13 protein-coding genes and 1 tRNA gene are annotated in these 13,124 nt (G+C 46.0%); 6 read left to right on the top strand and 8 right to left on the bottom strand.

From position 1 onward, the window contains the following. The first annotated feature begins 87 nt into the window (after positions 1–87). Positions 88–720 (top strand): ABC transporter ATP-binding protein, encoded by a 633-nt coding sequence (locus tag SIB79_RS05180; RefSeq protein ID WP_063404032.1) that lies wholly within the window; start codon positions 88–90, stop codon positions 718–720. Positions 721–1,098: 378 nt separating this feature from the next. Here the strand turns inward: SIB79_RS05180 and SIB79_RS05175 are convergent, their stop codons facing one another. From SIB79_RS05175 to SIB79_RS05160, 4 genes are all read right to left on the bottom strand, one after another. Beyond that, positions 1,099–1,794, bottom strand: coding sequence for a CPP1-like family protein (locus SIB79_RS05175; RefSeq protein ID WP_063404033.1), 696 nt, complete (start codon positions 1,792–1,794; stop codon positions 1,099–1,101). Positions 1,795–1,832: 38 nt separating this feature from the next. Continuing rightward, positions 1,833–2,084, bottom strand: a complete 252-nt coding sequence (locus tag SIB79_RS05170; RefSeq protein ID WP_041374804.1) for a hypothetical protein — start codon at positions 2,082–2,084, stop codon at positions 1,833–1,835. A 76-nt stretch (positions 2,085–2,160) separates the two neighbouring features. Continuing rightward, positions 2,161–3,843, bottom strand: a complete 1,683-nt coding sequence (locus SIB79_RS05165; protein ID WP_370520991.1) for a peptide chain release factor 3 — start codon at positions 3,841–3,843, stop codon at positions 2,161–2,163. A 411-nt stretch (positions 3,844–4,254) separates the two neighbouring features. After that, complete coding sequence (locus SIB79_RS05160; RefSeq protein WP_063404137.1) at positions 4,255–4,935, bottom strand: class I SAM-dependent methyltransferase; 681 nt, start codon at positions 4,933–4,935, stop codon at positions 4,255–4,257. A gap of 126 nt (positions 4,936–5,061) precedes the next feature. On the opposite strand from SIB79_RS05160, the gene nrdJ reads away from it, so the two are divergent. From nrdJ to SIB79_RS05145, 3 genes are all read left to right on the top strand, one after another. Next, a complete protein-coding gene (nrdJ, locus tag SIB79_RS05155) occupies positions 5,062–7,404 on the top strand; it encodes a ribonucleoside-triphosphate reductase, adenosylcobalamin-dependent (RefSeq protein ID WP_196757632.1) in 2,343 nt (780 codons plus the stop codon). Between the two features lie 172 nt (positions 7,405–7,576). Further along, a complete protein-coding gene (locus tag SIB79_RS05150) occupies positions 7,577–7,843 on the top strand; it encodes a spectrin repeat-containing protein (RefSeq protein WP_011130172.1) in 267 nt (88 codons plus the stop codon). 356 nt (positions 7,844–8,199) lie between these two features. Next, positions 8,200–8,394, top strand: coding sequence for a hypothetical protein (locus SIB79_RS05145; RefSeq protein WP_063404035.1), 195 nt, complete (start codon positions 8,200–8,202; stop codon positions 8,392–8,394). A gap of 76 nt (positions 8,395–8,470) precedes the next feature. On the opposite strand, the gene SIB79_RS05140 is transcribed toward SIB79_RS05145, so the two are convergent. Further along, the gene (locus SIB79_RS05140) at positions 8,471–8,923 is read right to left on the bottom strand and encodes a hypothetical protein (protein ID WP_063404036.1); all 453 of its coding nucleotides are present in this window, start codon (positions 8,921–8,923) and stop codon (positions 8,471–8,473) included. A 145-nt stretch (positions 8,924–9,068) separates the two neighbouring features. Between SIB79_RS05140 and SIB79_RS05135 the strand changes: the two genes are divergently transcribed. Together SIB79_RS05135 and SIB79_RS05130 are read left to right on the top strand one after the other, a co-directional pair. Then, positions 9,069–9,320 carry a hypothetical protein gene (locus SIB79_RS05135; RefSeq protein WP_063404037.1) on the top strand — a complete coding sequence of 84 codons (252 nt, stop codon included), beginning with the start codon at positions 9,069–9,071 and terminating at the stop codon, positions 9,318–9,320. Between the two features lie 77 nt (positions 9,321–9,397). Further along, a tRNA-Ser gene (locus tag SIB79_RS05130) sits at positions 9,398–9,484 on the top strand. 97 nt (positions 9,485–9,581) lie between these two features. Here the strand turns inward: SIB79_RS05130 and SIB79_RS05125 are convergent. From SIB79_RS05125 to SIB79_RS05115, 3 genes are all read right to left on the bottom strand, one after another. Continuing rightward, complete coding sequence (locus tag SIB79_RS05125; protein WP_063404038.1) at positions 9,582–10,667, bottom strand: fatty acid desaturase; 1,086 nt, start codon at positions 10,665–10,667, stop codon at positions 9,582–9,584. A gap of 433 nt (positions 10,668–11,100) precedes the next feature. Next, entirely contained in the window at positions 11,101–11,844 is a 744-nt protein-coding gene (locus SIB79_RS05120) for a type 1 glutamine amidotransferase (RefSeq protein WP_063404138.1), read from the bottom strand. Between the two features lie 768 nt (positions 11,845–12,612). Next, positions 12,613–13,026, bottom strand: a complete 414-nt coding sequence (locus SIB79_RS05115) for a hypothetical protein (protein ID WP_063404039.1) — start codon at positions 13,024–13,026, stop codon at positions 12,613–12,615. Between the last annotated feature and the right edge of the window lie 98 nt (positions 13,027–13,124).

Here is a 13,124-nt window from a genome sequence, read left to right as displayed (position 1 = left end):
CATTCGACAGATCCGTCTGCATAAGCAAGCATTCATCAATCAAATTGGAGGATCATTAGCTGCTGTGAGCAGAGAAGTGAGGTGCTCATGCTGGAGCTGAAAGACATTCAATACCGTCCCTCAACATCTGAAGAACCTGTGCTGCAGGGAGTTGATCTCCTTGCTCATGCGAGCCAACCCGTTGTAATAGCTGGCGCTAGTGGAAGTGGCAAAACCAGTCTGCTAGAGGTGATCAGTGGACTTGCAAGTGCTCAACAAGGCGCCATTTACTGGGAACACAAACCCTTAAATCAGCGTCAACGACGCTGGATGTGTGGGGTCGTCTTTCAATTCCCAGAGCGGCACTTTCTTGGTTTAACTGTTGCCCAGGAGCTGCGCTTAGGGCATCGGCGACTCACCAGTGTGGAACAAACACAAGCGCTACAAAAGGTGGGACTGACTCAAATCGACATGAAGCAAGCACCGGAACGTCTCAGTGGAGGTCAACAAAGACGGCTTGCCCTTGCTGTTCAGTTGCTGCGCAAGCCAACCATTTTGCTGCTTGATGAACCCACCGCCGGGCTTGATTGGTCAGTACGTGATGAGGTATTGGAACTGCTTTCCAAGCTTGCACGAGAACAGTTGTTAATCGTGGCCACTCATGAGCCAGAACTCTTTGTGGGCTTGTCAAGTGCAGCGTATCGGCTCGATTCAGGTCGGCTTCATAAGCTGCCTCAATAACTCACAATCAACTTAGATAACTAGCTGCCTTCGCAATCGAAAGTCACAGAAAAGCAATTCACAATGGCCAACCATTGATAAGTAACGCTTCAAAAGCGAATTGGGTCAGCGATCTACAGATATGTCTTGATCTTTAAATCAATAGGTAGTTGTTGAAGTTAAAAAAATTACTTCCAAGACGGCTTGAGGGCCGACAAGTATTGCAACACTAAGTCTTTTTGCTGAAGAACTCAAAAGCATTCTTCAGGAAGCTCGCAATATAGAATTAAACAACAATTCAAAAGAAATATTCAATTTCTAGCTAAAAGTAAAATAAGAGCTTTTTATCAGTTAATTATATCGAGAAAACAAGCCATTGTTCGCATGGGTCTTATCTACTCAATCCAAAAGGAGTGCACCAGCCCAAAGCAACAACACTGTTGGCACCGCTTCAAGCTGGTCTCCTGTAATCGGCAGGGTAACGCTTGGTATAGCTGTCATGGCTTGCAGGAGGAGTCCCCCAAGAATCAAGCCGCTAGCAAGCAAGAGAACACTCCAGCCCAATGATGCAAGTGGGCGACGACCTCGTCTGATCTGACTCAGAAACAGAGCAATTGTTGATACAGCAAGGATAAGCTCCGTACTTCCAACAGGAGCAACAATCACAAGCAATAAGGCAAGTCCTCCCAAGACCAATCGAACCGTGAGGCCCTGTCCTTCAGGTAGAGAGAGATTCGGCCAGAATTCTCCTGATTTGGTGTTAGCAGTTGATGAATTGATATTGCGTAAACGTGTAAGCAGAGCATTGCTTCCACCACTACGAGCAGCTGTCTCGACCTGCAGCTCCTCTCGCTGAGAGGCATTAACTGCAGCATTGCTCACTTTGCCAAGCTGACGTTCCTTGAGACTGGACATGAGCACAGCGTCATAAGACGCTTCAACCCTTGCCTTGGCTTGAAGGTCATCGCCTACCTCTAAAAGCCGCTTTTCCTTTGCTTGTTGCACAGATTCGAAGCTGGCTCCTGGTTCAAGACCAAGGATGGAGTAGGGATCCTGCGACCCTGGATTCGAACTGGAGCCGATGCCCGAGGCCATGGATCTACGAGAACTACTCTGAGCGTATCGAGACCAGCTCAAAAGAGGGGTGAACCATAGCGATAGCCATGGCTGTTCTGGAGCTGTTTGCAACAAACCAAAGCCTCTTGCTGTCCCATCCACTGCCTACTCTTGAGCAACGGCATCTGTGGTGGAAGGTGGAAGCCAACAAGCATTTCAACCCTTTCAGGTTGATCATTGCAGCTTGCAGCACGAAAGCAAACGTACTCAGTGCCACCATCAACACAGGGGCGTATCAGCCATTGGTTGTCCACTACCACTGAAAACATTCTTTAACGATTCTGGCTAACTAGAGCAGTGAATCGCGAGTTCTTTTCGTCAGGAAAGCAGATTTAAGCCCAACGATCAAAGGCTGATCGGTTCTACACCACTAACCACAGGCGCAACAGCACTAAGTTCCAACGCAGGGTGATCATCAAGAAGCTGGTTAAGGTTCCACTCGTTCTTGAACAAGAGAACAGGACGCTGCCAGGCATCCTGAACGGTCTTGCAATTAAAGATCCGTCCCATCTCATCTAGAGCAGGCCAACCATCACTGACCCACCGTGCCACCTGGAACCCCATAGGCTCAAGACGGGTCTGAACGCCATATTCGTTTTCTAAACGATGCTGAACAACATCAAGCTGCAACTGACCTACTGCAGCAAGAATCGGATCCCGCTTGCTCTGATCAGTATCGTAGAGAATTTGTACAGCACCTTCCTCTCTTAACTCATTAACTCCTTTACGAAAATTTTTAAATGCTGAAGGATTCGGGTTACGTAACCAGCTAAATATCTCAGGACTAAAGCATGGTATACCCTCGTATTCAACTCTAGATCCTGTATACAGAGTATCACCAATCGCAAACATACCAGGATTATTTAGACCAATAACATCACCTGGATAGGCATCATCAACGACCGAACGTTCTTGGCCAAATAACTTCTGTGGGCGAGATAGACGTATGGATTTACCGGTTCGTGCTAGGCGCACCGTCATATCCTTTTCAAAACGTCCGCTGCAGACCCTTACAAAGGCGACACGATCACGATGGCGAGGATCCATATTGGCCTGTAATTTGAAAACAAAGCCACTAAAGGATGGTCGCAGAGGATCAACAGGGCCCTCACTTGTAGAACGAGCTACCGGACGCTGCGCCATCTCAAGAAAGGCATCAAGGAAAGGCCTTACCCCAAAATTGGTCATTGCTGAACCAAAAAACACAGGTGTCAACTCGCCTGCATGGACTAATTCCAGATCAAGCTCTGCACCTGCTGCTTCCAAGAGCTCTAACTCTTCCAAAGCTTGGTCCAAAAGCTCCTGCTCGACAAGGCTTGGCAATTCCGGATCGTCAAGATGAAGGTGGCGTTCACTGGCTTGCCGGCCCCTTTCCGCTCTTGTAAAAAGAACAACATTTCTAGTTCGACGATCAATAACACCACGAAACAACTCCCCACTACCAATAGGCCAATTCACGGCCCAAGGTATTAGCTCCAACTCTGCTTCAATCTCATCCAACAGCAACAGAGGATCCCGCCCTGCACGATCCATCTTGTTTATGAAAGTAAAGATTGGAATGTTTCTCATGCGACATACCTCAAACAATTTTCTGGTCTGAGGTTCTAAACCCTTAGCTGCATCCTCCAACATCACTGCATTATCTGCAGCCGCCAGGGTGCGATAAGTGTCTTCGGAAAAATCCTGGTGTCCGGGGGTATCAAGAAGGTTAATTGTGTTATCTGCATAATCAAACTGCAGCACGGTGGAGGTGATCGATATACCCCGCTGCTTCTCCAACTCCATCCAATCGGAGGTCACCTTGCGCTGCTCACCACGGGCTTTAACAGCCCCTGCTTGCTGGATCGCACCTCCGTAAAGCAACAATTTTTCTGTAAGGGTGGTCTTCCCCGCATCTGGATGGGAAATGATCGCGAAATTGCGGCGACGGCTAATGGCCTCAGCCAACGAGGCCTCAAGGACTTGATCTATATCGATTGAAGAGGCCGAATCAATCGGCGGGCTCGTGGAATCGGGAAGAGAGGTCAAGCTGTGACGAAGATCTGGCGGGTGCAAGTGCATATTAAAGGTGCGATAAATGACCAAGCCTTTGACTGGGTCTAAGATTCATAAGACAAGGAATTCACTTCGCGGCAGGTGTAAAGGTGATATTTCAGCCTCTGTCAATGATTGATTGTGATCAGTTTTGCAATCTCAACTCATCTCAGTGAGAAATACTGCTTTGGCAAAGTGCTTAAGCGTACTCAATCATTCTGATCCATCGAAGCAACCAAGATCATCGATTTCTAGTACTGAGCCCTACCTGAGGGCCATGGCACCAACACCAACGTTGATCTCAATTCTTTCTTCAGCGACAACTCAATTCAATGGGAAAAGACTGGCGCCATCACTTATGAAAACAGACGAGAAGGCCTCATAAATGAAACTGACCCTATGCAGTTAGATCGTGCCAAATACGTCGAGATACCTATCCTCAACTTCGATCACATGCAAATGATCTAGACCTGCATGAACAAGCTGTGACTGCACCTCATCCAAGGTGAAGGCTGCGTGCAGAGACGCCAAATAATCACGAATCAAAATAGAAGGTGCTTCCTGCATGTGTTTTTGTTGAAGCGCAATAGCATGTTTCGTCGATAATGGTCGACGCAAATCGCGATGAAAAACAAACGCACCTGGGGCTGCTAAATACTTAGTGACCTGCCATAAAAGATTGGGGTCATGAAGGTGGTGAAGCAAGCTATTACTAACAACGAGAGCAGCCGAACATTTCAAATCAACGCATTGGTTCACGAGTGATGAAAGATTGGAACAGCGATAGGTCAGTCGCTTAAGTTCAGCGGCCATCGCTTTTTGCCGTTGCAAAGCGTGATCAAGCATCGCTTGAGCACCATCGATGCCAAGCACCATCACTTCAGGCCAGAGCCGCTGGAGACGCTCGCAAATATTTCCAGGTCCACAACCAAGATCAACGATCATGCTGCCTGGAGCAGGAATCTTGCACAAGCTGATCAGATACTCCTGCAAGCGTTGGATTAATGCCTCATCACCACAAGAGAAATCTGCTTCGGCATAGGCCCTGGCCTGAAGCGGATCATCCATTAACTCTGGCTCAGGCAAACGCTTCACAAGATCTCAATCAGATTTCTCACTAGTCTCAACCAGGCACTGTCGATGGTGTTACTAAAGCTTGCAGACACCATGAGTGGCGGTAGCGTTGCCTTACTTATCGGAATAAGCCAACCTATGACCCTGACTTCGAGCAGACCTGAGATAGCAATGACAGCCTTAGAAGCCAGCGGACAGCGTGGTGATTTCCCTGCCACGGCTCCAGCGGCTAACCCGGTTTTTTATCGCACTTACAGCCGCCGCACCTCGTCGGGACGAGAAAGCTGGAACGAAGTCAGCACACGCAACCTCCAAGGACTGCAGCAACTCGGCAAACTCAGAGCTGAGGAAGTAGCGCTGATGTCGCGCATGCAAGCCGAGAAAAAGGCTCTCCCCTCTGGTCGTTGGCTATGGATCGGTGGAACTGATTGGATCGAAAGAGCAGAGAATTTCTCAGGTGCCTATAACTGCACATCCACCAACCTGGTGGACTGGGAAGCCTTTGGTCTAATGATGGACCTTGCGATGATGGGCTGCGGAACTGGTGCTGTCATTGAACCTCACTTGATTGATCAGCTTCCGGTGGTTCGCAACCCCATCAAAATCGTTGGCGTCACAGATATTGGCCTAACAGCAGCACATCAAAGACAAGAGCAGACAACGCACAGCATTGAAAACGACAACGTCTTGATCAAGGTTGGAGACACACGTCGTGGCTGGGTTGACAGCTATCAGTTATTACTCGAACTATGCAGCGATGAGCGCTTCGCTGGACGAACCATCAATGTGAGTATTGACCTTTCAGACGTAAGGCCAGTAGGCGAGACCCTCAAGGGCTTTGGTGGCATGGCCAATCCAGTGAAGCTGAAGGATCTTTATACCCGTGTCGCTCGACTGCTTGGTAAAGCAGTCGGCCGTCGCCTCACTTCAGTGGAGTGTTGCCTCTTAATCGACGAAGCCGCAGTAACGATCGTGGCAGGAAACATTCGCCGCAGTGCTGGCATGCGTCAGTTCTCGGCGGAAGATCTTGCAGCTGCAGAGGCCAAAGAAAATCTCTGGCAACAAGATGCCGAAGGTAATTGGCGCATCGATCCCGAAAAAGATTCGCTACGCATGGCCAATCACACCAGGGTTTACCACAACAGACCGAGCCGATCGATTGTGGTTGAAGCCGTAAGAAAACAATTCCATTCTGGAGAGGGTGCCATTCAATTCGCACCAGAGGCCATTGCTCGCTCCAATGCAGACCTGCTCACCACACAAGAATTACGCCAGGAATTCATTGGGATCTACTGCGATCAGGGAAAAGACGAAGCAGGTCGCTGGTTGCAGACCAACCACGGTCCGATCGATGCCAGCGAACTAGAGCATCGACTAGGCCGCTATGGCCTAAACCCATGCGGGGAAATTCTTGGAGCCGACTTTCACTGCAATTTGGCCGAGATCCATCTCAACCAAATCGACCCTTGCGATGAAGACGGTCAAGCCGATGCTTTCAAAGCTGCTGCTCTATCTGTTGCCTGCCTACTAAACCATCGCTTTGAAGTTCCCAGATATCGCCAAAGCCGTGCCTGGGATCCAATTGTGGGCGTGAGTTTTACTGGTTTATTTGACTTCTTCGTCCATGCCTTCGGTACTGGTTGGCTCAGATGGTGGGAAAACGGTCGACCAGACACAGATGAAGGTCGCCAATTTAAGCAAAAGGAAGCATCCTTTTTGATCCGTTGGAAAAAAATAGTCAACGAAACTGTCTGGGACTATTGCGATCGCCACGAGTTGCGTCGCCCTAGCCGTTGCACCACAGTTCAACCAGCCGGAACGAAAAGTCTGCTTACAGGAGCAGCGCCGGGATGGCATCCTCCTAAGGCCCAGCGTTTCATTCGTCGGATTACCTTCCGCAAGAATGATCCTGTGGCGATGGCATGTATGGACTACGGATACACCGTTGTGCCGTCTCAATCTGATAAAGATGAGCAGGGTCGCTTGTTGGATGATCCATTTGATCCACGCTGCAGCGAATGGTTGGTTGAAATCCCCACGGAAGTCAGCTGGGCCAACCTGCCTGGAGCCGATGCTGTCAATATCAATAACTTCTCAGCACTAGCTCAATTTGATTTCTACATGCAAGTGCAAAGCCATTACACGGCCCACAACACTTCAGCGACGATCGAACTGCGTGAGGATGAGATACAGAGTCTGGGCGAAGCATTGCATCAGGCCATTGACAACACTGAGGGCTACATCTCTGCTGCGCTGCTTGCTCGCTTCGATGCCCACAATGCCACCTTCCCGCGCTTGCCGTTTGAACCGATCGATGCAAACACATTCGAGCGCCTGCAAGCAGAGGTGGTTAATCGGAGGGTGAGGAGCAACTTCTTCGAAGCTCTTCACTCCTATGACCAAGGTGAACTGATGGAGGCGGGGCCGGCAGGCTGTGACTCAGACAAATGCCTACTTCCACTTGCCAAACCTGGGAGCTGACAAAAACGCTGATGGGATCCGTGCTGGATGGTTCACCAGGACGGATCTCTAGGCAAGAGGCATAAAATTCTGACGAAACCAAATCAATTGGTTGGTAAAGACCATTGCAACCAAAAGCGATAGGTGGCTATTTATGGGGTGAGGAAAGTTCGATCTACACCTCCTTAAGCCAATGAGCACTGCCAAGATCAAGGTCAATGCGATGAGTAAAAGCACACGCGAAGCAATAGTCGACAAACTCAGGGCTTGTCAAACAGATGAGCAGTTACTTGCATACGATGCTCAATTCAATATTGAATCCAATACAGGCCCCTTATATCTGGTGATTTGCGAATTTCTACATAATCGCACCATCTCTCGTGCGATCGCCGCCAAGTGGCTAAGGACACTACTTGAAGACCGCGAAAATAAACTTCGAATGGTGAGTGTAAAAACCTAAAATATTGCCTTAGATCCATGTAAACACGATGCTCATGAACCTGAAGAATGATAGACAGACCAACACCTCATTAGTTAACAACTATTCAATAGGAGTTTGACAAGAACAATGAAGAAGAGACTCCAAGAAGCATGGAATTCATTCTGTATTTTTTCATCACTGATCTCTACGTTGGAAAACCTATCAATCACATGCCTCGAACAAAGCCAAAAAAAGGTTTAAAAAACTGATATAGCTTTAATCGCAGGATAAATACATTAACCATCCTCCTATCAAATTAATTGATTGATCTTTGCGATGGCTAGAGATGGGAAAGTAGCCCTAGGGTATTACTATTAACGTGCAGCCATACAAGCATGAAGCCCAAAATTGTTGATGGACCAAATCAATCGAAACGAGGAGAAGAGTTTTCCGCTTTAGCAAAGATTTTTGCTATTGGGATTGCTCCGCGTGGAATCATTGCAATCGGCATCGTGCCGATGGGCCTTGTAAGTATTGGAGTGGTATCCATGGGCTTAGTGAGCATTGGCTGCGTAGGCATGGGGATATAGGCTACGGGAATGAATGTTATGGCTGCTTGGTAAGCAATACTAATCAGAGTACATGGAATATTGGTTAATAGGCATCCTATTCAGCTCTATTACAAGCCAAGCAGCCACCATTGATTCGATAAGGAGAAAGGTGACCATTAAGACAATAAGTGCCTCTAAAAAATTTCTTTACTCCAATTTCCCTAGCATGAGCATCAGTTAAGGGAAGTTTTAGCCATTGCTCTGGAACCTTGCCTACAAGATTCTTTCGATTAATTAGCGCCTGCTTTCTTCTTAAGTTCTCCTCACGATCATTCTTATCACAAACAGCCTCAGTTGTGAGTTCACGAGAACATTCAATGCATTCGGTAATATTCTTTTTCTTTCTCAACCGATGAGATAAAGAGTCACTCGGAACTTCACGTTCATTGCCGCAGCTACAACGGCACCACCAATAGCAGTTGCCTGCTGCGGTTCTGCGATCGGACGCACGAACAACAGTTAGGCGACCATAAACTTCTCCGAGCCGATCTCGAGGCTTACTAGGCATCAGTAACTTCTCAAGTCATGCATTAGCAAACATAATTGGTCAAAGGATCTGCTAGCAATTCAATAGGTTGACATATCGATGGAATATAGTCAATACACCTCTACAATATAAATGAGATATTCGTGACATTCTTACAGGATTAAAAATGGGCACTGATAAAAAAGATGATTTCGATTCATCTTCATCACTAAATTGGAGCAATGTGCGCTATGAATTACCTGCTACATTCGTCGATGAGCTTGCCGGAAATGGAAATTTTGAAAAGTTGGAAACTTTTGTCTCTTCTCTTCAGTTTATCGGTTTATTCCACGGCGGCAATGCAGAGAAAGACGATGATTTGCTTGCTATGACGAGTGAAAACCGGTGGCCATGGCTGACAGAAGACACTGTAGTCTGATCTAATACGAGCATGGTCATCATCCATTCAATGTCATGGTTTAAACTATCAAAGCTGACTTCATCGAGTCAGTTGAGGGAGAGGTGGTCGAGTGGTTGATGGCTCTGGTCTTGAAAACCAGCATGTCCGCAAGGGCATCGTGGGTTCGAATCCCACCCTCTCCGTTTTAGTTACCGTAATATCAGATAATTAGATTTCAAAATAGTTTCTATATTGATTGTGGTGAAAATAAGTAGAACATCTACGTTTATGAAGACCTAGTCAAACAGTTTGTAGATTTGCCTCTGCAAGTGTGACTAACTTATTGGATTCTGAGTCCCAAAGAATATAAGCAAAGCAATCTGGTATGTCTGTAATGCGTAATTTCTTTGCTCGATGCAGAAGTGCTTTATTATGTGCATGGCATGCCTTCAATCTATAATTAGGTATCCGCTCGCAAAGATGATGAATGCTGTGGAAAGAAATATCTGCAAAAAACCAATTAAGCCATAGTGGAATATCTAAATTGCTACTCCCTTCAATTGCTGCAGTAAAGTAGCTCCAGTCGTCATTACCATGAGCATAGGAACCTTCGAAATTATGTTGAACAAAAAAGATGCAAATAAAGATTGCTGCCGAAGCTGTCATCACCAAAGAGTAACAAGTCCAAAACAGACCAACTCCAAGCCATCGACTCATTAATAACCAACTTGCTAGTACTAAGAGGTTATTTGCCAGAAGATCAGCTAATTCTCCAGAGGTATACCAATAACTTGACTGATGGTTCAGTAATTGAGAGCGAAAACTATTAATACTTTTCCAGCCATCATCTCGAAGACCTAAACAAAATTGACGGCACTTAGACCAACAATATTCTGTCAATCCCAGGATTAAGGCCAATCGAGGCTTAATTATGAGGTAAAAGAAACCACCAGGAAATAACATCAATGGATGACGACTTATAAAATATATAATCTTGTTGATTTTAGAAAGAGATTGATACTGAGCAAGAGTCAGTAAAGCTGAAGGGCCTCGATAAAGCTGCCAATTTCCATTGTGTTTATGATGATAGGCATGCCCTCGTGACCAAGGGTGTTGAGGTATCGCATTCAGCACTCCAAGAAAAAAACCGGCTGAACGGTTGAGCCATCGGGAGTGAAAAAGAGAAGCGTGTCCGCAATCGTGCATTAAAGCAAAGCAACGAGACGACAGCAAAACCAACAGGACAAGAACAATAAAAAATTGAACGGCCTTCAGGCCAACTGGAGAGGATGCATGCCCAATCAAAGACACCATCAGCCATAATCCAGCGATCGGAACAAGAGTGGAGAACAACTGCCAACAAGCCCAAGGGTCACTGCGTTGCATGTAGGGCTCAATGACGAAATCAGTCCTGTTTAGAGGCCTGTTCTCTGGTGGGATTGGTGGATCGTAGGATAGTGTTGGGATCTGGCTAACGTTTGAAGTGTGCCTCTAATATGCCACTTTTATCAGCAAACTGTGCCTTTGCATAGAGGTGGATGAAATCACTAAGCGGGTTAAACACATATGGGGCAACTGATCTGGAGATGATGGCTAGGCAAGCAGCGCTTAAAAGGTATTGAGAACTTCATTGAGTAACAATACAGGAGAAGCAGAGATCCAAGCCAACTACTCTTCAAATAAATATATTGACGACAAAGCATCATGTTTTAAACCTATAAAAAATCAGACTATAAATCAATTGTGATTCATATGCGAATCCAGTTTTGGAGTGTCAGCGAAAAATTTCGCAGCAATAGATTGCAGAATATCCAATGATCTAAAATTGTGATGGCCAAAGCTCGCGAAATAATTCTGAAAGTAGCTTTAGCCGCCTAGGTCTACTGCTACTACTATACAATTGCTGCTGATCATGCAAAATATCTGCTGCGTTATCGCCAAGGGCTGCACAGATGAAATCATTGTCTTCAGCAATCCATCGAAAAACATCTTCATCCTCGACTTCTAGATGAAACTGGAGCCCATAAGCCAATGGGCCAATTCGGAACAATTGCTCACGGCAGCGAACACTACTGGCAAGAACGTTGGCATTTTTAGGCAGAATTATCCTGTCGCCATGCCAATGCAAAACATCCAGTGGCTGGATTAAAGACCTGATGACTGACTGATTTCCTGCCTCGAGCGTGGATGTAATTGGTGCCCACCCGACCTCCGCAAGTGGTCGCGGTGGATCGCCGCCCAACAGCGGTTCAACGCCACCACCACAAGCATGTGCAAGTAACTGTGCACCAAGACAGACACCAACAAAAGGGATCTGATGCTCCAAGGCTTGTTGAATTAAAAGAACCTCATCCAATAACCATGGGAAGGCTGGGTTATGCAGATCGCCTACGCCCATCGGCCCTCCTAGGACCAGCAAACCATCTCCTTTAACCAAAGAAGGCAAAGGTTCCCCTAGGTCCACACGGATCACATGGACTGCCATCCCGTGTTGTTGTGCAAGGTCTTCAAACAAACCAGGAGTTTCACGGTCTAAATGTTGAACAACAAAGAGGCGAGTCATTTGAATAGAAAATAAATTCTTCACACTAATATTGTTGAGGTTAACTGCTACAGCAGTACCAACAGCCTGATTGATAAGGGTTGGCTGCTGAAACGAGCTCAATAAACAAATAAATGCAAATAAAGCAAGTAAAAAACAGTGACTATAAAATAATACCTTATGTTAATCAATGAAAGTTAAACAGGCAGATTTGATTTATTCTAGAATCACGAAAAGCAATAAGGTCATTGGACGAAAGCATTGCGCACAACATTTGAACCATAAAAAGATATAAGCTGCTGATTACATAATAATTCAGCGTCTGTCTGGAGGATTTAATCAGCATCATGATGAGCATTACTGATCTTAGACCTGTAAAGTGAGAGAATCAAGAAACAGATTGAAAATGAGCGAGTACTTCGAGTGAAATTCACAGGGAAAATAAGGTATAGAGTCTGTAGGAGTTTTTTCTTCAATATCGTGGACCTGAAAGTAACATCTATTGGAAGATCATGAAGCCAAATGATCTAATTACGCAATATTGAATAGAAAGATTATAGTTAATCAATCGATAAGATTCACAGCAGAAATCAATTTTTTATATTGCATCTATGATCGACAATTCGCAATCGAATAAAGCTTCTATAGAGGTGCTGGTTTATGTATAAAAATCAACCTCACAAAGTAGGTGAAAGTCAATGTATAGTCAATGAACAATAGAGTTGATAGTGATAAAGTCTAAAACCGTAATAATAAATAATCGCAGAATATAATTGCTTAGCCGACCCATTACCAAGCCTTGAAGCTAACTGGCTGATATTTAGCAAACTCTAGGGTCCAGCCTCTTTCGGCTATTTTTTTCAAATTCAGAAGGAAGCTCGAGAAGTCTCCATTTTGGATCCAGGCTGCCTTGATTGCGGGTAGATCCTCCGGTAAACGCTCCATTGGCAGTTCTACAAGTAGGAAGCTGCTTGCTCCAACAGCTCGGTTCAAGGGGCCGTCATCTGTACGTTGCCATATGCGCAGCAATAATTCCAACGCAAGGGCCTTGCCATCATCTGATGGCATGTCATGACGCGCCTGTTGACCACCAATTTCCTCATTGCTCGGTGGAAGAGACTGTGATTTACCTGAAAGTGGTAGTGCACGCTTACCATTTTGCTCAAGCAAGGCCAAGGCGATTAAATAGGGAGCATCTGCCATAAGGCATCATCGGATCCTCCATCATGACGGGTTAACAGGCCTGCAATGGCAAGAAAAGCAAAAAGGCTGTATTCAAATCACTCTAAGGATACATTGCC

The organism is Prochlorococcus sp. MIT 1342 (genome assembly GCF_047304495.1).
GTDB lineage: Bacteria > Cyanobacteriota > Cyanobacteriia > PCC-6307 > Cyanobiaceae > Prochlorococcus > Prochlorococcus marinus_D.
This window is presented reverse-complemented; position numbering and strand designations above follow the sequence as displayed.